The organism is Vreelandella boliviensis LC1 (genome assembly GCF_000236035.1).
GTDB classification, from domain to species: Bacteria; Pseudomonadota; Gammaproteobacteria; order Pseudomonadales; family Halomonadaceae; genus Vreelandella; species Vreelandella boliviensis.
The window spans coordinates 853,708-875,817 of record NZ_JH393257.1; the positions used below are offsets into that span (position 1 = coordinate 853,708).

At 56.8% G+C, this 22,110-nt stretch carries 20 protein-coding genes; 4 read left to right on the forward strand and 16 right to left on the reverse strand.

All coding sequences use genetic code 11. The features are described 5' to 3' along the window. Positions 1-37: 37 nt before the first annotated feature. The 4 genes from KUC_RS03680 to KUC_RS03695 all read right to left on the reverse strand — a co-directional run bounded on the left by KUC_RS03680 (position 38) and on the right by KUC_RS03695 (position 4,635). Positions 38-424 (reverse strand): hypothetical protein, encoded by a 387-nt coding sequence (locus KUC_RS03680; RefSeq protein ID WP_007111752.1) that lies wholly within the window; start codon positions 422-424, stop codon positions 38-40. An 84-nt stretch (positions 425-508) separates the two neighbouring features. Beyond that, positions 509-2,020 (reverse strand): lysine--tRNA ligase, encoded by a 1,512-nt coding sequence (gene lysS / locus KUC_RS03685; RefSeq protein WP_007111753.1) that lies wholly within the window; start codon positions 2,018-2,020, stop codon positions 509-511. 34 nt (positions 2,021-2,054) lie between these two features. Then, positions 2,055-3,153 (reverse strand): peptide chain release factor 2 gene (gene prfB / locus KUC_RS03690; protein WP_141243388.1). Its coding sequence is split into 2 segments (ribosomal slippage): positions 2,055-3,077 and positions 3,079-3,153, totalling 1,098 coding nucleotides; the frame shifts between segments, so codons are not numbered across the junction. Between the two features lie 162 nt (positions 3,154-3,315). Beyond that, a complete protein-coding gene (locus tag KUC_RS03695) occupies positions 3,316-4,635 on the reverse strand; it encodes an OmpP1/FadL family transporter (RefSeq protein WP_007111755.1) in 1,320 nt (439 codons plus the stop codon). A 264-nt stretch (positions 4,636-4,899) separates the two neighbouring features. On the opposite strand from KUC_RS03695, the gene KUC_RS03700 reads away from it, so the two are divergent. Beyond that, positions 4,900-5,328 carry a MerR family transcriptional regulator gene (locus tag KUC_RS03700; RefSeq protein WP_007111756.1) on the forward strand — a complete coding sequence of 143 codons (429 nt, stop codon included), beginning with the start codon at positions 4,900-4,902 and terminating at the stop codon, positions 5,326-5,328. Then, positions 5,325-7,907, forward strand: coding sequence for a heavy metal translocating P-type ATPase (locus tag KUC_RS03705; RefSeq protein ID WP_050804806.1), 2,583 nt, complete (start codon positions 5,325-5,327; stop codon positions 7,905-7,907). Before KUC_RS03700 ends, KUC_RS03705 begins: the two co-directional genes overlap by 4 nt. Positions 7,908-7,980: 73 nt before the next feature. Here the strand turns inward: KUC_RS03705 and KUC_RS03710 are convergent, their stop codons facing one another. The 11 genes from KUC_RS03710 to ffh form a co-directional block, all read right to left on the reverse strand. After that, positions 7,981-8,598, reverse strand: coding sequence for a YitT family protein (locus KUC_RS03710; RefSeq protein WP_007111758.1), 618 nt, complete (start codon positions 8,596-8,598; stop codon positions 7,981-7,983). 44 nt (positions 8,599-8,642) lie between these two features. Next, positions 8,643-10,466, reverse strand: coding sequence for a single-stranded-DNA-specific exonuclease RecJ (locus tag KUC_RS03715; protein WP_244264732.1), 1,824 nt, complete (start codon positions 10,464-10,466; stop codon positions 8,643-8,645). Between the two features lie 7 nt (positions 10,467-10,473). After that, a complete protein-coding gene (gene thrC, locus KUC_RS03720; RefSeq protein WP_007111760.1) occupies positions 10,474-11,862 on the reverse strand; it encodes a threonine synthase in 1,389 nt (462 codons plus the stop codon). 6 nt (positions 11,863-11,868) lie between these two features. Then, positions 11,869-13,185, reverse strand: a complete 1,317-nt coding sequence (locus tag KUC_RS03725; RefSeq protein WP_007111761.1) for a homoserine dehydrogenase — start codon at positions 13,183-13,185, stop codon at positions 11,869-11,871. Positions 13,186-13,295: 110 nt separating this feature from the next. Further along, a complete protein-coding gene (locus tag KUC_RS03730) occupies positions 13,296-14,099 on the reverse strand; it encodes a DsbC family protein (RefSeq protein ID WP_040479438.1) in 804 nt (267 codons plus the stop codon). Next, the gene (gene xerD / locus KUC_RS03735) at positions 14,074-14,955 is read right to left on the reverse strand and encodes a site-specific tyrosine recombinase XerD (protein ID WP_007111763.1); all 882 of its coding nucleotides are present in this window, start codon (positions 14,953-14,955) and stop codon (positions 14,074-14,076) included. Before xerD ends, KUC_RS03730 begins: the two co-directional genes overlap by 26 nt. 145 nt (positions 14,956-15,100) lie before the next feature. Continuing rightward, entirely contained in the window at positions 15,101-15,457 is a 357-nt protein-coding gene (rplS, locus tag KUC_RS03740; protein ID WP_008958726.1) for a 50S ribosomal protein L19, read from the reverse strand. 174 nt (positions 15,458-15,631) lie between these two features. Further along, a complete protein-coding gene (gene trmD / locus KUC_RS03745; protein WP_040480233.1) occupies positions 15,632-16,393 on the reverse strand; it encodes a tRNA (guanosine(37)-N1)-methyltransferase TrmD in 762 nt (253 codons plus the stop codon). A 101-nt stretch (positions 16,394-16,494) separates the two neighbouring features. Continuing rightward, the gene (rimM, locus tag KUC_RS03750; RefSeq protein ID WP_007111766.1) at positions 16,495-17,040 is read right to left on the reverse strand and encodes a ribosome maturation factor RimM; all 546 of its coding nucleotides are present in this window, start codon (positions 17,038-17,040) and stop codon (positions 16,495-16,497) included. A gap of 75 nt (positions 17,041-17,115) precedes the next feature. Continuing rightward, positions 17,116-17,364, reverse strand: a complete 249-nt coding sequence (rpsP, locus tag KUC_RS03755; protein ID WP_007111767.1) for a 30S ribosomal protein S16 — start codon at positions 17,362-17,364, stop codon at positions 17,116-17,118. Between the two features lie 256 nt (positions 17,365-17,620). Then, positions 17,621-19,057: a signal recognition particle protein gene (gene ffh, locus KUC_RS03760; protein WP_007111768.1), complete on the reverse strand. Its 1,437-nt coding sequence runs from the start codon at positions 19,055-19,057 to the stop codon at positions 17,621-17,623. Positions 19,058-19,303: 246 nt separating this feature from the next. Here ffh and KUC_RS03765 point away from each other — a divergent pair, with 246 nt between their 5' ends. Beyond that, a complete protein-coding gene (locus KUC_RS03765; RefSeq protein WP_007111769.1) occupies positions 19,304-20,101 on the forward strand; it encodes a cytochrome C assembly family protein in 798 nt (265 codons plus the stop codon). A gap of 104 nt (positions 20,102-20,205) precedes the next feature. Further along, on the forward strand, positions 20,206-21,480 hold the full coding sequence (locus KUC_RS03770) for an HlyC/CorC family transporter (RefSeq protein ID WP_007111770.1): 1,275 nt from the start codon (positions 20,206-20,208) through the stop codon (positions 21,478-21,480). Positions 21,481-21,495: 15 nt separating this feature from the next. Here KUC_RS03770 and KUC_RS03775 read toward each other — a convergent pair whose 3' ends face one another. After that, complete coding sequence (locus tag KUC_RS03775) at positions 21,496-22,104, reverse strand: 1-acyl-sn-glycerol-3-phosphate acyltransferase (protein WP_371827731.1); 609 nt, start codon at positions 22,102-22,104, stop codon at positions 21,496-21,498. Positions 22,105-22,110 lie beyond the last annotated feature (6 nt).

A 22,110-nucleotide genomic window follows, 5' to 3' on the forward strand; every position in this document is an offset into this window, starting at 1 on the left:
TTGCGCTAGGCAGAGCCCAATCTTAGCACGCTAATGGCTAATCCTGCTCACTGTCGAGCAGCAGTGCATCATCGACTTCTGAAATCTCTAACGCCGTCTCATCATCCAGGTCGATCGCCAGATAGCTGTGCTCGACGCGCACAAACTTCTGGAACAGCGCCCAGTCCAGCTTATCCGGCCACTGACGCTCATCTTCTTCCCAAGCGCGCAGCTCAGTCTCAAGAATTTCCACGTAGCGGTCACGCACAAATGTTTCCAGCGCTTCTGGGGTATCCATCTCTGGAATCAGGTAAATGGTACTTTCACGTTCGACGTCGTCCAGGGTCAGGTCGTCGTCTCCCATGGTGGGTTCCAGCGCGTTGATCCAGTCCACAAAGGGCTGGGTCGGCCTGACGCTCAGTGCGGAGCGGTTAAGCAGTTTCATGGGATTCTCCTCGCCGTCGAAACGTTGACCATTATGGGCGCTATAACGCGCCCTTACCAACTTTTCATCCGCTATTTTAGCGTGTTAGTCCACTTCAGGGCGCATCGCCGGGAACAGCAATACATCCCGAATCGAGGCGCTATCGGTGAACAGCATCACCAGGCGGTCGATACCGATGCCTTCGCCAGCGGTGGGCGGCATGCCGTACTCCAAAGCACGCACGTAATCCGCGTCATAATACATTGCTTCCAGGTCGCCGGCGTCTTTTTCCGCTGACTGGGCACGGAAGCGCTCAGCCTGGTCTTCGGCGTCGTTGAGCTCCGAGAAACCGTTGGCGATTTCGCGACCACCCACAAAGAACTCAAAGCGGTCGGTGACAAAGGGATTGGCGTCATTACGCCGGGCAAGCGGACTCACTTCAGCCGGATACTCGGTGATAAACGTCGGCTGGTCGAGCTTATGCTCGGCAACCTCTTCAAATATCTCCGTTTGCACCTTACCCAGGCCCCAGCTCTCTTTGACCTTGATGCCGAGCTTTTCAGCGGTGGCGCGCGCCGCTTCCAGTGAATCCAAATCGCTGTCGGCAATGCCGTCACCGTGATCAAGAATCGCCTGACGCAGCGTCAAACGGGTAAACGGCTTACCGAAATCGTAGCTGGCGCCCTGATACTCAATCACCGCGCTACCCAGCACCTCTTCGGCCGCCGTGCGCAGCATCGCTTCGGTCATATCCAGCAGGTCGCGGTAATCCGCATAGGCCCAGTAGAACTCCACCATGGTGAATTCTGGGTTATGGCGAGTCGAAAGCCCTTCATTGCGGAAATTGCGGTTAATCTCGAACACTTTTTCAAAGCCGCCCACCACCAAGCGCTTGAGATAAAGCTCTGGCGCAATACGCAGATACATGTCGATATCCAGCGCATTGTGGTGAGTAATGAACGGCCGTGCCGCCGCGCCGCCAGGGATCGGCTGGAGCATCGGCGTTTCTACTTCCATAAAACCGCGGGCTTCAAAGAAGCGGCGCATGGAGCTGATGACCGCTGCGCGGGTTTCAAACACCTTGCGCGACTGCGGGTTCATGATCAGATCCACATAGCGCTGGCGATAGCGGGCTTCCATATCAGTCAGGCCGTGAAACTTATCCGGCAGCGGGCGCAGGCTCTTGGTGAGCAGTTGCGCCTCTTTCATCATCACGTACAGATCGCCCTTGCCGGATTTATGCACCGGCCCGTGGGCGGCGACGATGTCACCGATGTCCCAACTTTTAACGTCTTCCAGCACCTCGGCAGGCAGGCCTTTTTTGTCCACGTAGAGTTGGATTTGCCCGGCCACATCCTGGATCACGATAAACGGGCCGCGTTGGCGCATCACGCGCCCCGCCACAGAGGCGTGGTGATCCAACGCTTCAAGCTCGGCCTTGTCTTTTTCGCCGAAGGTATTTTGCAGCTCAACGGTTAAGCTATCGCGACGAAAATCATTGGGAAACGCACTCTTTCCCTGCTCAGCGGCGCGTTCGCGGCGAGCGGTCAGTTTGGCTCGGCGCTCGGCGATCAGGTGATTTTCGTTGTCTGCAGGAGACGCGTCTTGGTTAGCCATGGGGCACCCTGTTGATGTTCAAACGCTAAAAAGATTACAAACCTTGCTTCAAACTGGCGACGATAAATTGATCAATATCCCCGTCGAGCACTTTATCGCAGTTGCTGGACTGAACGCTGGTGCGCAAATCCTTGATGCGCTGATCATCCAGCACGTAAGAGCGAATCTGGCTGCCCCAACCGATATCGGATTTTGAGTCTTCTGCTTCCTGCTTGGCAGCATTGCGCTTTTGCATCTCGTGTTCCCACAACCGCGCTTTCAACTGCTTCATAGCAAAATCGCGGTTAGCGTGCTGGCTGCGTTGGCCCTGGCAGGCCACCACAATGCCGGACGGCTCGTGGGTAATCCGCACCGCTGAATCGGTAGTGTTAACGTGCTGGCCGCCCGCGCCGCTGGAGCGGTAGGTATCAACACGCAAGTCCGAGGGATTAATCTCAACCTCGAAGCTGTCGTCAATTTCCGGGGACAGAAACACCGACGCAAAGGAGGTATGCCGACGGCCGCCGGAATCAAACGGGCTCTTACGTACCAGGCGATGTACGCCGGTTTCGGTACGCAGCCAGCCGAAGGCGTAGTCGCCCTGGATATGCACCGTGGCCGACTTAATGCCCGCCACTTCGCCAGCAGAGATTTCGGTGATGTCGGCTTTGAAGCCGTGGCTCTCCGCCCAACGCAGGTACATGCGCAGTAAAATATTGGCCCAATCCTGGGCTTCGGTGCCACCAGAGCCGGACTGAATTTCCAGGTAGGCGTTGTTTTGATCCATTTCACCGGAGAACATGCGCCGAAACTCAAGCTTTTCTAACGCCGCCTGCATGCTGTCAAGCTCTTTGCACACTTCTTCGACGGTGCCTTCATCCTCTTCCATTTCAGCCAGCTCTAGCAGATCCCGGCTATCGCCAAGGCCCTGTTCAAGCTCGTCAATGGTCGCCACGATGGCTTCAAGGGAGGCGCGCTCTTTGCCTAACTTCTGCGCGTAGTCTGGATCGTTCCAGACATTGGGGTCTTCCAGTTCGCGGGTGACCTCTTCTAGCCGATCTTTCTTCTCGGCATAGTCAAAGATACCCCCTAAGAACGTCTGTCCGCTCAGACAGGTCCTTGAGCTGGTTGTGAATCGGATTGGTTTCCAACATGGGATCGCCCTAGCTTGGTCTACTCGGATCGTACAGAGGTGTATCGATCAGAAAAGCGCATAGTGTAACGAAAGCCGACACGCCCCGCATCCAATGGCCTGCCACTAGGTAATAAAAAACCCGGCGCTGGCCGGGTTTCATTGGGGTCTGGCTGTCCAAAGCTTAGAAGCGGTAGGTTAGCTGCGCGCCAAAACCGTGGGCTTCGTTTTTGTAGTCGGCTGAGTAGTTTGAAGTGATAGCCCCAGTCCCAAGAAGATCATCAGTTTTGGTTTGATTCACCTGAGTGCTACGCTCGGTCAAGTAGGAGTATGCCACATCCAATGTTAGATCTGGTGTGGGGCTCCAGCCTGCACCAATGGAGAAAATACGCCGATCATCAGAGGGAATGCGCACACTACGAGTAGCATCTTGGGTCGGAGTGAAATCAAGTGCTACCCCCGCTCGCAGAGCTAACTGTGGTGTCAACTGATACTCACCGCCGGTTGAAAACGCCCATGCATTTTCATAGCTCTGTGGCTCATTGGTAATTACGGGGCGATCGGTGCCAGTGACCAAGATTTGGTCGAAATGGCTCCAACGCGCCCACGATGCCCCGAACATTAGTTTCAGGCGATCAGTCATCTGCTGGGTAAGTGAGAAGTTAACAGTTTCAGGGGTAGTTAAGTCCAGTGCGGCGGTATCTGTTACCGTACCAATCCCCAACAAGTCTAACTCTGGCGAGCTCGCCGTGAAGCTGCCTTGCAGGTTGAAGTCTACTTTTGAGCGGTAAGTTAGGCCCAGTGTGGTTTCAGGAACCGGCTGATAAATAACCCCAAGGTTATAACCCCAGGCTTCATCATCACCCTCAACCCGAGAGTCTACTTCTGTCAAACCAATAGGAGTTGCAGCAGGCACTTGACGGCGTAGCTCGCCTTCTACTCGATTATAAGTAACGCCTGCACCAACCGCCCACTGGTCGTTAAATCGGTAGGAAACAGTAGGCTGGGCTGTCATCACCTTTACTTCGGTGTAATTGCCCTGGTTACGCCCCTGAAAACCATCTTCGTACTCGGTTTTAGAACCGAAAGGAGCATATACCCCGAAACCAAATGCCAGCTGATCATTAACGGGTTGAGCATAAAACGCAAAGGGAACCAGTGTACCCGGTACCATATCTCCATCATTGCTTCCCTCCACCGAACCAAGTGGCTGCGGGCCCGCTTGTGTTTCTAAAGAGCGACTGGAGGTAGTGTTGTCTATATCGGAGTTGACATTCAGATATGTCCCGCCCGCTGTAATCTGCGCACGATCTAGAAACGACATACCTGCAGGGTTGCCATAGACAATCGACGCGTCATTAATATTAGAGCTGCGCCCTGCGTGGCCATAACCCTGCCCACTCACGCTCTGCTCGTTGATTTGATACCCACCCGCGTGGGCTTGGCTGGCGAAGGCGGCCGTAATTGCAGCAGCCAGGGTAAGCTTATTAAATTTATTATTCATAATGGGCCTCTATTCCCGATGATCCAGTGGATACCGACGATCCACCCTCGTTATTTTTACATGACTGTTTTCTCGCAACTGAGCCAAAGGTTCAAGGGCAAACGTTCGTTTTATTTCATTTTTGACTTATACATTAGTCGCACGGTCGTTTTAAATCAGTGTTTTAGTCATTTCGACTTATTGAACAAAGGTGCCCTTGACCTATGGGTTACCCATAGGTTCTACACTCAATAGGGACTATTTAACCGGTCGGGAGAACAGGCCATGAAAGTTAACGAGCTTGCCAAACGTGGCGGGGTTACCGCGGAGACCGTTCGCCACTACGCTCGTGAGCGGCTGCTAGCCCCGCAGCGCCACCCGGATAATGGCTATCAGCTATTTTCGGATAACGACTTAGAGCGGCTGCGGTTTATTCAGCGGGCACGCAAGCTAGGTTTTAGCGTGGCGGAAATTCGCGACATTCTGACCCATGCCGACCAAGGCGACTCCCCCTGCCCTTTGGTACGCGACTTACTTGCCAGCCGCCTGCCGCAAATCCGCGCACGCATTGCCGAGCTGGAAGCCCTAGCCGAGCGTATGGAACAGGCCATGGACAGCTGGCAGCAAATGCCCGACGGCTCCCCAGACGGCCATAGCGTGTGCCGCCTGATCGAGAGTTTTCCTGACGCAACGTCTACCAAGGAGACCCCATGAGCGACTCCTCTACCGAAGCCCCCTCAAGCGTAAGCCCTACAAATGGAGCTACCACGCGAACCATCCCCGGCATGAATTGCCAGGGCTGCGTCAAGCGTATGCGCGAGGCAGTGCAAGACGTTGACCCTAGAGCCGATGTGATCGGCACGCCTAGCGAAAAACGCCTTGAGGTTATTTCTTGCCTAACCGACGCCGAGCTTGATCAACGCTTGACCGAGGCGGGCTATCCGCCAGGTGAAGCGTCGCTGGAGGAAACAGCCCCAAACGCTGCTGGTAGGCAGCCAGATAACGCGCCACCCGCTGAAGCTGAGATAGCCGCAAGTACCCATTGCCATTCTCAAGGGCAAGGCAAGAAGCAGCGCTTGGCGATTAGCGGGATGACCTGCGCCAGCTGCGTTAAGAGCGTGCAGAAAGCGCTAGAGCGCACAGAGGGAGTCGACACTGCCAGCGTCAATTTTGGCACCCATTCTGCCCAGGTGTTTGGCCGTGCTGATACTCATGCGCTGATTGCCGCCGTTGAGTCAGCCGGCTATGGCGCCGAACCGATTGTGGATATGCGGGAAGCAGAACGCACTCGTGCAGAGCAGGATGCCAAAACGTACCAAAAACGGCTGCGTGGCAGTGCCATCTCGTTGGCACTGGCGATTCCGCTCATGTTGAGCATGCTGTTTTTCCATCCTCACCCGATGGGGTTAGGGCGCCTCTACTGGTTGGTGATTGGTCTATTAACCCTGGGCGTTATGGCATTCCCGGGGCGGCACTTTTTCGTCAATGCCTGGAAGCAGTTTAAGCATCGCCAAGCCAATATGGATACCTTGGTGGCCATGGGCACCGGCACCGCCTGGCTTTACTCCATGGCGGTGGTGCTGTTTGCGCCGTGGCTGCCGGAAGTCGCTCAGGGTATCTATTTTGAAGCCTCAGCCATGGTGATCGGGCTGATTCTTCTCGGCAATGCCATGGAGCTACGCGCTCGGGGGCGTACCAGCGACGCCTTAAAGCGCCTGCTTGACCTACAGAGCCGCACAGCGCGGGTGATTCGCGACGGCCAAGAGCAGGAGATTGAGATTGATGCCGTGCAGACTGGCGACCAGGTACGGGTGCGCCCAGGCGAACGCTTACCCGTGGACGGTGACGTTGTTGAGGGCCAAAGCCATATCGATGAGTCGATGCTTACCGGCGAACCGCTACCGGTGGCCAAGCACGTCGGCGATGAGGTTAGCGCGGGCACGGTGAATGGCCGCGGCGGGCTGATCTACCAAGCGACCCGGGTGGGCACCGATACCCGCCTGGGGCAGATTACCGAACAAGTCGCCAGCGCCCAAAACTCGCGCCCGCCGATTGGTGAGCTCGCCGACCAGGTATCCAGCATCTTTGTGCCTTCAGTAATGATCATTGCCGTACTGACGGCGCTGGTGTGGTTCAATCTAGGACCCGCCCCCCAGGTAATCCATATGTTGGTCACGGCGACCACCGTACTAATTATTGCCTGCCCCTGCGCGCTGGGTCTGGCGACGCCAATCTCGACCATGATCGGTGTCGGTAAAGCGGCAGAACACGGGGTGCTGGTACGTAGCGGCGAGGCGCTGCAAACCGCCAGCAAGCTGACCACGCTGGTGGTCGACAAGACCGGCACGCTCACCCAAGGCAAGCCCAGCGTCACCGATGCGCAGATGTTTGGCGTCGAGCAAGCTACCACGTTGGCGCTGGTGCACGCGTTGGAGCGCGGCTCCGAACACCCGCTGGCAGCAGCGTTAATGACTTACGCGGATGAGCATCACGCTGCCCCTGCCGAGATCCATGCTTTCGACAGCGTAACCGGCGGCGGGGTAAAAGCCCAAACGCCTGACGGCAAAGCGCTGCTGCTGGGCAATGCGCGGCTGCTTAAAGAAGCGGGGGTGGATCTTGCGGCAGGCGAAGAGCAGGCCCGCGCGCTTGAGGAGCAGGCACGCACGCTGGTGTACTTGGCGGTGGATGGCAAGCTGGCCGCGCTATTTGGCATCAGCGACCCGCTTCGCCACGACACCGTGGCCGCCATCAAGCGCCTGCAAAAAGATGGTTTAACCATTGTCATGCTAACCGGCGATAACGAGCACACCGCCAAGGCCATTGCCCAGGAAGTGGGTATCGATGAGTACCGCGCGGGCCTACTGCCCGAGGACAAGCACGCCGAGATCGAGCGCCGTCAAAAGGCAGGCGAAATCGTTGGCATGGTGGGCGATGGCATCAACGACGCCCCCGCGCTGGCCCGGGCGAATGTGGGCTTTGCGATTGGCCAGGGCACCGATGTGGCCATTGAGAGCGCCGGTATCACACTGATGCGCGGTTCGCTGCACGGGGTAGCGTCAGCGATAGAGATCAGCCGTGCCACGCTGCGCAACATCAAACAGAACCTGGTAGGCGCGTTTGGCTACAACCTACTGTGTATTCCCATCGCTGCGGGGGCGCTCTACCCGCTCACCGGAATGCTGCTGTCACCGATGATAGCGGGCGCTGCCATGTCACTCTCTTCCATCACCGTGGTGAGTAACGCCAACCGCTTGCGGCTGTGGATGTCACCCAGCCAGGAGAAGGCCGCATGAGTTTATTGATCAATTTGGCGGGGCTAGGGCTTATCGCATTGATTATCTGGTGGTTCTGGCTCGCTTAGTCTTTCTAACTAACGCCGATATAGCGCCCTGGCTTATGGTTCAGGGCGATAATCAGATTGAGCGTCAGCGCGCCCAGCACCGAGTAGCCCACGCGATCAAGCGGTAATTGCGTTAACGCAATCAGCAGAATAACGCCATCGATGGCCAGTTGAACGTAGCCTGCGCGCAGGCCGTGTTTATCCTGCAAATAGAGCGCGAGGATATTGATACCGCCCAGACTGGTGCGGTGGCGAAACAGCATCAGCATACCGATACCCATCAGCGCGCCGCCCATCAAGGCGGCGTAGAGCGATGGCACGTTGGCAAACTGCACCCAGCCCTGGGTTAGCTCGGAAAATAGCGAGACCAAGCCGATGGCGGCAAAGGTGCGCAGGGTAAAACTCCAGCCCATCCGCTTTACTGCCAAGTAGTAGAACGGTAGGTTAATCGCGAAGAACCATACCCCAAAACCCCAGCCGGTCACATAATTGAGTAACAGTGCCAAGCCTGCCGTGCTGCCGGTGAGCAAAACCGCATGTGTATAAAAGGTCACCCCCAGCGCGACGAAGAATGTCCCCAGCAGCATCGCCATCACATCTTCATAGGGGCGATGCTGATCCGTTGGTAAATCTTCCACGCGCATGGGGGGCGTCCTTACTTGGCTTATTGAGGTTATAAAGTGATTAATTAAATGGCGCTGGCGTGCTCGACCATCAGTTGGAGTGTTTCACGACCGCGCCAGCGGTTGCGATTAAGCTTATAAGCGCAGTGCAGCGTATCACCGACGCTAAACCCAGGCAGCTCACCCGGCGTTAGGGCGCGAAACCAGATCGCTTTGCAGGTCACCGGGCCGGTAGACAGCTCCAGCATCAGGTGTACGCCGTCGGCACCCACCGGGCGCAACGCCTCGACAATAAAGCGGCCTTCAAACAGCGGCGGGTCGAACTCACGACCGTAGGGGCCGAGCGTTTCGATTTCTTGCAAGGTGGTTAGCGAAAGCTGTGCCGTGGAAAGTTCGCCATCCGTCCAAAGTCGCGGGTAGAGCGCTCGCCCCTGCAACTGCTCGCCCACTGCTTGCAGGAACGCGACTTTAAAGGCGTCAAGCTGCTCCCGTGGCACACCCACGCCTGCTGCCCCACTGTGGCCACCAAAGCGCGGCAGCGCCTGGGGAGCGAGCTCAAAGGTGCGCTGTAGCGCATCGCGCAGGTGCAGCCCGTCAATCGAGCGGCCGGAACCGGTAAGCATGCCCGGTGCCGACGCCTGGGTAAACACCAGCGCTGGGCGACCGTAAGCCTGTACCAAACGCGAGGCAACAATGCCCTGCACGCCAGGGTGGCCATCTTCCAGCAGTACCACCACGGCGGGCTCATCGGCGGTTAACGCACTCACCGCCAGCGTACGTGCCTCTTCGGCCATATCGGCCTCAATGGCTTTGCGGGACTGGTTATCCTGGTCCAGCACGTCGAGCTGGCGATTGGCGACCCCATCGTTCTCAGCAAGCATAAAGTGTAGCGCCGCGTAGGGGTCGTCCAGCCGCGAGCGGGCGTTGATGCGCGGCCCCATCTGAAACGCTAGCGTTTCGGCGTTAAACGGCATGCTGTCGGCGCCTAAGCGTGTGGCCATCGCCCGCCAGCAGGCTGCATCCATGCGATTGATCAGTTTTAACCCTTGATTGACCACCGCGCGGTTCGCCGGGCTGCCGCCCAATGAAACACAATCGGCTACCGTGCCCAAGGCCACGTAAGAGAGCCAGGGCGACAGCTTGGGCGTGGATTCTGACAGCGCCCCCCACTCGATCAGCACACCGCGAGCCAGTGACATCAATAGCCATGCCACCATACAGCCGGCGATGGTTTTGTCGGGATACTCACAGTCATCACGGGTGGGATTAACGCAGGCATAGGCGGAAGATGGTGGCCCCTCAATTGGCAACGCATGGTGATCGCTGACCACCACATCGATACCCGCCGCTTTTAGACGCGCGATACGCGGCTCATCGGAGCTTCCGCAATCGGCGGTAATCACCAAGGTAGGAAACGGTTTTTGCGCCAGGGTGCGTTCCACCAGTGGCAGGCTAATACCGTAGCCGTCGTGAATACGGTGGCCAATCAGGCTGTGCAGCTTGCCTTCCGGCACCCCAAACAGCTCCACCAGGGTGCGCCGAATCACCACGTGGGAGGTAATACCGTCCACATCGTAATCGGTAAGAATGCCGATTGCCTCGCCCTCGGCCACCGCTTGAGCAATACGCTCGGCGGCGCGACGGCCATCGGCGAGTTTTTCCGGATGGGCCAGATAGCGCAGGCTGGGGGCAATTAACGGCAGCAGTTCACCGCTGTAGCCAGGAAGCCGAGAAGCGAGCAGACGCGCCTGCAGCTCACTCAAACCTTCTGCCTGGGCACGGGCATAAAGCGCCTCGTCCACCGGACGAGGCTCTAAACGTGGCTGGACTGTGCTATGGGCAGAGCTATGGGTACTGCTATGGATAGCGCTATAGGATAAATCGGTCATCTGGGTCTCAACGGCGATTTTCCACGACGTATTGCTGCACGGCGGCAAGCTCGGCAGGCAGCACGGTGTAGCGCTCTTCACGCTCAATCAGGTCTTCCATATGCGGCGGCAGTGGCACGCCCAGAAAGCCCGCTTTCACTACGGCTTCGGCAAACTTGGCCGGATGCGCAGTGGCCAGCGTTATCATCGGCGTTGACTGATCAATGCGAGCACGCTCGGCAGCTCGGTAGCCAGTGGCGGTATGCGGATCAAGCATTTCACCGGTGCGTTTATGAGCGTCACGAATCACTTCCAGAATCGTTGCATCGTCCACGCTGTAGCTGGAAAACTTCTCGCGCAGCTTGGCCAGCGGCGCATCGGCCAGCGCCGTTGGCTCCTGCTGGAAGCGCTCAAGCAGCGCCGCCACGGCCAGGCCGTCACGGTCGTAGGCGTCAAACAGCAGGCGCTCAAAGTTAGACGACACGACGATATCCATAGAGGGCGCCAGCGTCGCCGCCAGCTCTTTTTTGGAGAAGTCGTTGGCGGCCAGGGTGCGGTGGAGAATATCGTTGGCGTTGGTGGCGATGATGAACTGCTTCACCGGCAGGCCCATTTTGTAGGCCATATAGCCCGCAAAGACGTTGCCAAAGTTAGCCGACGGCACGCAGAAGCTCACCTCGCGGTGCGGCGCTCCCAGGGCAACGCCTGAGGCGATGTAGTAAACGATCTGCGCCATAATGCGCGCCCAGTTGATCGAGTTTACCGCCACCAAGCGAGTGCCATTCAAGAACTTTTGGTCGGCAAAGCTAGCTTTGACCATTGCCTGTGCGTCGTCAAAATTGCCTTCGATGGCAATATTGAAGACGTTATTGGCCAGCACCGTGGTCATCTGGCGGCGCTGGACTTCCGAAACCCGGTTGTGCGGGTGCAGGATAAAAATATCCAGGTTATCGCAGTGGCGGCAACCTTCGATCGCCGCTGAACCGGTATCGCCAGAAGTCGCGCCCATAATCACCGCGCGCTCGCCGCGTTTCTTCAGGAAGTGATCCAACAGGCGGCCGAGTAGCTGTAACGCCACATCTTTAAACGCTAACGTCGGACCGTGGAACTGTTCAAGCAAAAAGTGATTGGCATCCAGCTGCTTGAGCGGCAAAACGGCGTCGTGATTAAAGGTCGCGTAGGCCTCGGTGACGATGCTGTGGAACGTTGCATCGTCGATCTCGCCATTCACAAACGGTTTCATCACCCGAAAAGCAATTTCCGCGTAGGAGAGACCGGCCATCTCGGCCAGCTCTTCCCGGGAGAACTCGGGCAGGGTTTCCGGCACGTAGAGGCCGCCGTCGCTGGCCATACCGGTGAGCACCACCTCTTCAAAGGAGAGCGCGGGCGCCTGCCCACGCGTGCTGATATAGCGCATCTGGGTTTACTCCCCCTCGTCCAGGCTTTCCACGCGGATGCGTGTAACGGGGCCAGCAATATCGGCCATGGACTCAATTTCACGGATTGCTTCGTTCATTTGCTTCTCTTTAGTGCGATGAGTTAACAGAATGATTGGCACCAGCTCGCCTTCGGTGGCCTCTTTCTGAATCAGCGCTTCGATAGAGATGCCCTGTTCAGCAAGAATCGTCGCCACCCGCGCCAGAACGCCCGGGCGATCCACCGCTAATAGACGCAGGTAGTAAGCGGTAGTGATCTCTTCCATCGGCATGATGGGCAGTTGGCTAACATCTTCGTCAATGCCGCTAAACGCCAGGTAGGGCACCCGGTAGTGGTGATCGGTGGAGATATCCCGTGCCACGTCGAGTAAGTCGGCCACTACTGCGGAAGCGGTCGGCTCTGCGCCCGCACCGGCGCCGTAGTAAAGCGTAGGCCCAACGGCATCGCCCATAATCGCAATGGCGTTTTTGACGCCGTGCACATTGGCCAGCAGGCGTTCTTTAGGAATCAGCGTGGGGTGAACCCGCAGCTCCAGGCCTTGATCGGTACGCTTGGAGATACCCAGGTGCTTGATCACGTAGCCTAGGTTATCGGCCTGCTCAACGTCTTCAGCGGTAATTCGCGAGATACCTTCGGTGAAGGCTTTCTCAAACTGCAGCGGTACGCCGTAGGCAATCGAGGCCAGGATGGTGAGCTTATGCGCCGCGTCGATGCCTTCCACGTCAAAAGTAGGGTCGGATTCGGCATAGCCTAGCGCCTGGGCTTCCGCGAGCACGTCTTCAAAGGCCCGGCCTTCATCGCGCATATGGGTAAGAATGTAGTTACCGGTGCCGTTGATAATGCCCGCCACCCATTCGATACGGTTGGCACCCAGGCCTTCGCGCAGCGATTTAATCACCGGAATACCGCCAGCAACGGCAGCTTCGAATGCCACGATGACGCCCTTTTCATGCGCGGCCTTGAAGATTTCGTTACCGTGCACCGCAATCAGCGCTTTGTTGGCGGTGACCACGTGCTTGCCGTTTTCAATGGCAGTAAGTACCAGCTCGCGGGCGATATCGTAACCGCCAATTAGCTCCACCAGGACATCCACATTGGGATTGGTCGCGACTTCAAACACATCTGAGGTGGCATTGATGCCGGTAATATCGCAGTCAGGATGAATACTGCGGTGAGCCACCTGCTCAATCACAATAGGGCGGCCAGCACGACGCGCAATATCATCAGCGTTGCGGGTCAATACGTTAAAGGTGCCGCCACCGACAGTGCCTAGACCACAAATACCTACTCTTACCGGTTTCAAAATACTTCCCCTTTCGTGTTGTGCACCTGGTGGTGCTGGCCTTAATTACGGTTATGAATTCGATCTTAAAGACCGTGTCTCAGCGTTTTGTATTATCTTTCAATGTGACGTTATTCTTCATCCAAGCCTAACATGGCGGAGAGCCGCTCGGGTGGCACAAATCCCGGCACTAGCTGCCCATTGGGCAAAATAATCGCAGGGGTGCCCTGTACGCCCAATGCTTTGCCCAGATCATACTGCCCTGCTACGGGATTGTCGCAGTTCGCAGTGCTGGAAATAGTCTGGCCTTCCTTGGCTTGGGTCATCGCTTCGCTGCGGTTATCCGAGCACCACACCTGCTGCAGCGTTGTAGCGGCTTGGCTTCCCATACCTGCGCGAGGAAACGCCAAATAGTGAACGGCAATACCGCGTTCGTTCAATTCCGGGATGGTGTCGTGCAAACGAGCGCAGTAAGGACAGCTAGGATCGGTAAACACTGTCACTATTGCTTTCGGCTCATCGGCACCGCGGAAGATCACTAGCTCACTGTCAGGCACTGCCGCCAGCGCATCAGCACGCTCTTGGTTGTGCTCTTGCTCGGTCAAATTGACTAACCCATCGGGCGCATTTTCATACAGGTCGCCGACCAGGAAGTGGCTGCCGTCTGCATTGGTGTAAAACGATTCGCCGCTCTCCAACCGTACGTGATAAACGCCATCCATCGGTGTTTCGGTGACCGCTTCCACGGGCATCGACTGGCCATTAACGCTAAGTGAGTCAGCCAGTCGATCTGCCACGTCGTCAGCCTGGGCAGCGGCAGACAACAGGCTGGCGGTGAACAAACACGCCAGCATCGAGAAAGGTGTTAGTAAAGGGTGGGTTACAAAACGGCGTTGACGCATCTTCAATTTAACCTCGTGGGTGATGTTCTGCATGTAGGCTTTCCAAGCGCGCCTGGGCGACATGGGTATAAATTTGGGTCGTCGACAGATCACTATGACCTAGCAGCAGCTGTACGACCCGCAAATTGGCCCCATGATTCAATAAATGGGTGGCAAATGCATGGCGAAGCGTATGTGGCGACAGTGGGCGGGTAATCCCTGCCGTTATTGCATGCACCTTTATCCGGTGCCAAAACGTTTGCCGGGTCATGGCTTTGTCGCCCCGCCCGGGAAACAGCGCAGGGCGTGTTGGGTCGCTCATCAGCGCCAGCCGAGCGGTCTGCATATAGTGGGCCAGCCAATCTGCCGCCTCTTCGCCCATGGGTACCAGACGGTCCTTATCGCCTTTCCCGCGCACCCGCACCACGTTTTGGCGCAGGTTGACCGCATCGCCGGTTAGCCCCACCAGCTCAGATACCCGCAAACCGCAGGCGTAAAGCAGCTCCAGCATGGCACGGTCACGGACGCCCAGCGGTGTATCGGTATCTGGCGCTAATAGCAGCCGCTCTACCTCATCCTCTTCCAACGTATTAGGCAAGCCGGGTATGACCCGCGGCAGCTTGATGTCGGTGAGCGGGTCGCTTTCCACTTGTTGGTTTAAACGTCCCCAGCGGTAGAAGCTGCGCAGCGTCGACAGCAGTCGGGCATTGCTGCGCAGTTGATAGCCTTCCTCGCGACGGCTTGTCAGCCACTCACTAAGACGCTCCGGCGGAGGCGCCAAGAGGGCTTCACCGTGGCTCTCCAGGTGACTTTGCCAGGCGGTTAAATCACGCCGATAGGCAGCTAACGTATGATCGCTGGCGCCCTGCTCAAGCCAGAGGGCATCCAAAAAAGCATCGATAACGCTCATACGTCAGCAGTCTCCGGCCGTTTTTTAAAGCGGCATAAACATGCATTTAGATAAAAAAACCCCGCCCCGCAAAGCGGTGACGGGGTCTTGGTATCTGGGCGCGACGCCTGTCCGAGAACAGAGTACGCCCGAGAAACAGTGGCGTTTACGCCAGCTTTTCCTTGATACGTGCAGAACGACCACTGCGCTCGCGCAGGTAGTAAAGCTTGGCTTGACGCACGTCACCGCGACGCTTGACTTCAATCGAGTCAACCAGCGGGCTGTAGGTCTGGAATGTACGCTCTACGCCAACACCGTGAGAAATTTTACGCACGGTAAAAGCGGAGTTCAGGCCACGGTTACGCTTACCGATGACCACACCTTCAAACGCCTGCAGACGCTCGCGAGTACCTTCTTTTACTTTTACCTGAACGACAATGGTATCGCCGGGGGCAAAGGCAGGAATTTCCTTACCCATTTGCTCAGATTCGATCGCCTGGATCACTTTGCTTTTGCTGCTCATCATCATACTCCTGAATAACGTGTTGGCTTGACCGCTCAATCATGGGTGGCGGAAGCCGTGATCCCGGCGCTCGAAACGAGCTACGCGGGAGTCGTTATGGGTGACACAGGTGCGCTTTTTCGCCCTGCACCGCCGCTCTGGCCTAAGTAGTTGCACCATCTAGTTGAAAACCAGCTACTTAGTGGACAGAGCGTGTTCCTCGATAAACTCGTTCAACAGCTTGTGCTGTTCAGCGTCTAACGGTCGCCCTTCCAATAAGTCCGGACGACGTTGCCATGTACGACCTAGCGACTGCTTTAACCGCCAGCGCTTGATGGCTGCATGATTACCGCTTAACAGCACTTCTGGCACTTGGCGCCCGTCAATGACTTCTGGACGGGTATAGTGCGGGCAGTCTAACAGACCGTCATTAAACGAGTCTTCGACAGCGGAGTCCTGATGGCCCAGCACGCCGGGAATCAGCCTTGCCGCTGCATCAATCAGCACCATTGCTGGCAGCTCACCGCCGCTCAACACATAGTCGCCAATCGACCACTCTTCATCGATATCACTCTCCACCACGCGTTCATCAATGCCTTCATAGCGTCCTGCCACGACCACTAAAGGCCCGGCGGAAGCCAGTGCTTGAACGCCCTGCTGATCCAGCTTACGCCCCTGGGGCGAGAGGTAGATCACCGTCGGCACTAAGCCGGTGGCTTTCAGCGCCCGTTCCCGAGCTGCAAAGATCGCTGCGCGCAGGGTGTCGACTTTCATCAACATACCTGGACCACCGCCATAGGGGCGGTCATCGACGCTGCGGTGGCGGTCAGTGGCGTAATCCCGCGGATTCCAAAATTCCAGCGCGATACGCTGTTTCTCTACCGCTCTGCCGATCACGCCTTGTTGCGTTAGCGCGTCGAACATTTCGGGAAACAACGAGACTACTCCAATCCACATTGCAGGCGCTGCTGCTTCGCTCTCCGTTTCCGACGCGTTGCCACTCTCCGTCTCTGATGAGTCGGTAGATGCATCATTACTCAAACTGTTCATAAGTTTGGTCAAAACTCAGGATCCCAGTCGACGACCATGCGGCCCTCTTGGGAACTGATTTCGATAATGACGTCGTCTGGCAAAAATGGCAGCAGTCGCTCGCGCTTGTCGATTGACTCAGAATCGCCACGAACTACCATGACATCGTTGGCGCCGGTTTCAAACAAGTAGCTTACCCGTCCTAACCGTTCGCCGGCCTGAGTGAAGACCGCCATGCCTTCAAGCTCATGCCAATAATACTCATCGTCGGAAAGCGCAGGCAGCGCCCCTTTGGGCATCAAAATGTCCGTTTGGGCTAATGCTTCAGCCGCACTACGGTCATCGACCCCTTCAAGCTGCACCACTAGTCCTTTGCCCTGCCGACGTCCCTGAACAATGCTAATACGCTTAAGGGTTTCACCTTGGCGCACCCACCATTCCGGGTACTCAAGAATGCTGTCCATTGGGCTAGTGTAGGAGTACACCTTGAGCCAACCTTTCACCCCATAAGGGCTAGTCAGCTTGCCTAGCACCACATGCGTGTCGTCAGTTTGGCTTATTTCAAAACGCGTCATCGACGACCTCAGCTACCCAGCACTCACTTTCTTTTTCACACAACAAGTCTTAGACAACAAGACTCAAAAGCAGGCTTAGGCCTGTTTGCGTGCTTCTTTTACCAGCTCAGCAACACGACCAGACAGCTGGGCGCCTTGGCTCTGCCAGTGAACAACGCGGTCTAGGTCAACGCGCAGACGCTCTTCCTGACCACGGGCAACCGGGTTGAAGAAGCCGATACGCTCGATGAAACGACCGTCGCGAGCGTTACGCGAGTCGGTAACGGTCAGGTGGTAAAAGGGACGCTTCTTGGCGCCACCACGGGCCAAACGAATGGTAACCATACGATAACTATCCTTCGGTTGAGGTTACGAGAGTGTGTTTATAGCGCTTACCGCTATCGGAACACTCGTCGTGCTACATGCTTATAAAGGCCTTCACTGAATAGGCGCTGCCACCGCGATTAACGCGCTTTTACGCAACACCCACGCATGAAGAGGCCGCATTCTACGCAAATGCGCTCGGCTTGGAAAGCCTGACAGCCAGAAAACTGATAGGCCGTCAACCTCACCAAGCGCACTGCGCTTTATTATTGGTGCCTTAGCGCCGGGGCAATCCGCCTGGGCCACCCATACCGCCCATGCCACCAGGGCCACCCATTCCGCCTGGCCCACCCGGTCCACCCGGTCCACCGCCGCCCATCATGCCTGACATGCCGCGCATCATTTTCTGCATACCGCCTTTCTGGCCCGCCTTCTTCATCATTTTCTGCATCTGCTTATGCTGCTTGAGCAGGCGATTAAGGTCAGGCACTTGCAGACCAGCACCCGAAGCAATGCGGCGTTTACGCGAGCCGTTGATAATATCGGGCTTGCGGCGCTCCTTGGGCGTCATGGAGTTGATCAATGCTTCCAGCTTGCCCAGTTCTTTCTCGGGGCCGGGGCCTTGGGCCATCTCGGCCATCTGTCCCATACCCGGCAACTTGCCCATCAGACCGCCCATACCGCCCATTTTCTTGAGCTGCTGGAGCTGGTCGCGAAAATCTTCCAGGTCGAATCCGTCACCCTTTTTGACCTTTTTGGCCAACTTCTCGGCTTTGGACTTATCGACGGTGCGTTCGGCTTCCTCGATCAGCGACAGCATGTCGCCCATCCCCAAGATGCGTGAAGCGACACGGTCTGGGTGGAAGGGTTCTAGGGCGTCGACCTTTTCACCGACACCCATAAACTTGATCGGCTTGCCGGTAATGTGACGTACTGAAAGCGCCGCACCGCCGCGGGCATCACCGTCGGCTTTGGTCAGGATCACACCGGTTAGCGGTAGCGCTTCGCTGAACGCCTTAGCGGTATTGGCGGCATCCTGACCGGTCATCGCGTCGACAACAAACAGCGTTTCTTGAGGCGAGACCGCTTTATGCAGTGCCTGGATCTCCGCCATCATGGCTTCATCAATCGCCAGTCGACCGGCGGTATCGATCAGCACCACATCGTGAAACTGGATTTTGGCGTGCTTGATAGCCGCTTCGGCAATCGCTACCGGCTGCTGGTCAGAGCGCGAGGGGAAGAAATCCACCTCAACCTCTTTGGCCAGGGTTTCAAGCTGGTCAATGGCCGCCGGACGGTAGACGTCGGCCGACACTACCAGTACTTTCTTCTTCTCACGCTCGCGCAGGTAGCGGGCCAGTTTGGCCACAGAGGTGGTTTTACCCGCCCCCTGTAGACCGGCCATCAATACAACGGCGGGAGAGCCCTTAAGCACAAAGCCGTCGTTGGCTTCGCCCATAATCGCTTCCAGCTCCTGCTGGACGATTTTGACGAACTGCTGACCTGGCGACAGGCTTTTGGATACTTCCTGACCCACCGCCCGCTCGCGCACGCGTTCAATAAATTCCTTGATGACCGGCAGCGCTACATCGGCCTCAAGCAGTGCGCGGCGTACTTCACGCAGGGTATCTTTAATATTGTCGTCGGTCAGGCGAGCCTGACCCTTGATCGACTTTAACGTCTGGGAAAGACGCTCACTTAGATTCTGGAACATGGGGCCTCTCTGCCTCCGTCACTGCCGTTGGCGCGCACGCCCTGGACTGATAGTGAACCGATTATACGCGCTCACGCCTTGAGTCTCCATGGGGTGCATTCAGCACCCCTGGCTATTTTCGTACGCTTGCCCTGCTGGGCGACGCCGCTTGGATTAGTTATAGTAGTTAGATAGATTTTCGTCGTAATCACGCTCAATTCGTTTCTTTATTCACAGCAACGCGCTGCAAGGCGCACGGATAGCATCATGCAGGCGCTCCCTTTCGCCACGATTGCTTTTGTTCTTTATGTTGCCGCTGCCATTTGGCAGGGCATGACGCTGTTCCGGCGTGTGCCGTCCCGCCAAGGCATGGTACGCCTACTCGCCGTGTTAGGCTTACTGCTGCACATTCCTGTGGTGATTAAATTAGTTGGCCAATCCCCCGGCCTGCTCCCCGGCTTTACCACCAGTGCCACGCTACTGATGGCGGTCGCGGTTAACGTAGTACTGGTAGCCAGCCTCTTTAAACCGGTGCTTAACGCCGGGATTGCGCTGTTTCCACTGGCGGGCATTGCACTAATCGCCGCCACTTGGCTGCCAAACCAAGGCGGCCATACCGGCCTGACTGCAGGCATTTTATTGCATGCGGTGAGCTCAGCGTTGGCGTTTGCCGTACTGGCGATTGCCGCCGCTCAAGCCGTGCTGGTCGGTCTACAAAACCAGGCGCTGCGCCACCACCATATTCGCGGCATTGTGCAGTCGTTACCACCGCTGACCACGATGGAACGGGTGCTTTTTGAATTGGTGTGGGCGGGCATTATTCTATTGACGCTCTCCATCGCCAGCGGGCTTATTTTTCTGGACCACTTCTTTGCCCAGCATTTGGCGCATAAAACCGTGCTGTCACTGCTTGCCTGGATAATCTTCACAACGCTTTTGATCGGCCGTTACCGCTTTGGCTGGCGCGGCATGCGTGCCGTACGCTGGACACTGGGCGGCTGCGGCCTGCTGGTGCTGGCCTACTTTGGCAGTAAGTTCGTACTTGAGATTGTACTCAATCGATAGCTACTCAACCGCTAAAGGGGCGCAACCACGCCTTTGGTTGTCTTGACACACCACTCGCTACCTTCTACAAATCGAGCCTAATTCGCCACAAAGGACTTTTCGACTTGAGCGACGACTTCCCCCTGGGGTTACTGTTCGGCCTGCTAGCCTTACTGATAGTGCTTTCTGCGTTTTTCTCCAGTTCTGAAACCGGCATGATGTCGATTAACCGCTACCGTTTGAGCCATCAGGCCAACAGCGGTGATCGCAGAGCCAAACGGGTGATGCGCCTGCTCACCCGACCTGATCGCCTGATCGGCGTTATCCTGATCGGCAACAACTTCGTCAACAACCTGGCGGCCTCAATTGCCACCATTATCGCCATTCACTTCTTCGGCGACGTATCTGGGCCTGCGATCTCTACCGCCCTACTGACCATCACGATTCTGATTTTTGCCGAAGTAACGCCGAAGACCTACGCCGCCATCAAACCTGAACGGATTGCCTACCCTACTTCTTATGCGTTAGAGCCGTTATTGAAGCTGCTTTATCCGCTGGTATGGCTGGTCAACGTGGTGTCTAACGGCCTACTCCGGCTGATTGGCGTGAAAAGCGTTGATAACGGCGGCGATAGCCTGACCCGCGACGAGCTGCGCACGGTGGTTCACGAGGCCGGCACACTGATCCCCTATCGTCACCGGGCGATGCTGCTGTCGATACTTGACCTTGAGAACGTCACCGTGAACGACATTATGGTGCCACGCCACGAGGTGCTGGGTATCGACCTGGATGATTCGCTCGAAGATATTTTGACCCAGATTCGCACCAGCCAGCATACCCGGCTACCGGTTTACAAAGGCGATATCAATAATATTATCGGCATGCTGCATTTGCGCAACGCGGCACGCTTTCTCTCCCGCGACGAAGTCACCAAAGCATCGATTGTGCAGGAGGCTCGCGAACCCTACTTCATTCCCGAGTCCACGCCGCTACATACCCAACTGCTCAACTTTCAGAAGCAGAAGCGGCGTATCGGCATTGTGGTGGATGAGTACGGCGACGTAGAAGGCTTAGTCACACTGGAAGATATTCTGGAAGAGATCGTGGGCGAATTCACCACCGATGTCTCTGAGGATGAAGAGATTCACCAGCAGGACGACGGCAGCCATGTGATTGAAGGCACCGCCAATATTCGTGAGATTAACAAGATGCTCGGCTGGCAGTTGCCTACCGATGGCCCCAAAACGCTCAACGGGCTAATTCTTGAGCATCTTGAAGCCTTCCCCGAAGGCCCAGCGTGCCTACAGATCGGCAATATGCGCATGGAGATTTTGGAGATTCGCGATAATCTCATCACCTCGGCACGCTGCTGGCAAAAACTGCGGGCGCCACGCCGCTAGTCAGTGATAAGCGAGTTAATGACGGTTGGAAATATCCTGATCTGCCGCCGCCTTTAGTGCTCTAACCCGCGCTTCGAGAAACCGCCGCAGCGCTATATCATCGGCGTCCAGGCGGTTGAGCGGTGGTCCAAAGTGCAGGCTCACCGGCGCTCGAAAGCGCTTAGGGCACTTCTTTAGCGCCTTGCCATCATGGTTGGATGTCCACGATCCCCACAAGCCTGCCAGCCCTGCCGGAATCACCGGCACATCGTCGCGAGCGAGAATAGCCTCTAAGCCGCGCCGAAAGGCGTGAATCTCGCCATCAGGGGTCAATCGTCCTTCAGGAAAGACCATCACAACCTGCCCCTGGCGCAGCGCTGCGCTCACGTCATCCAGGGCGCGCCTAAGGGCGCCGGGGCTGCGTCGTTCAGACTCAATGGGGATGGCGCCAACCAGTTGAAACCACCACTTAAGCCAGGGCGAGTCAAAAATCGGCTGGTCCATGACAAAACGCAACGGCCGGGGGCTAGCACCACCGAGCACCAAGGCATCCATAAAACTGACGTGGTTACACACCACCAGCGCGGCTCCCTGCTTGGGGATATGCTCACGCCCATGCACCTGCAGCCGGTAGCAGAGGCGCATTGAGAT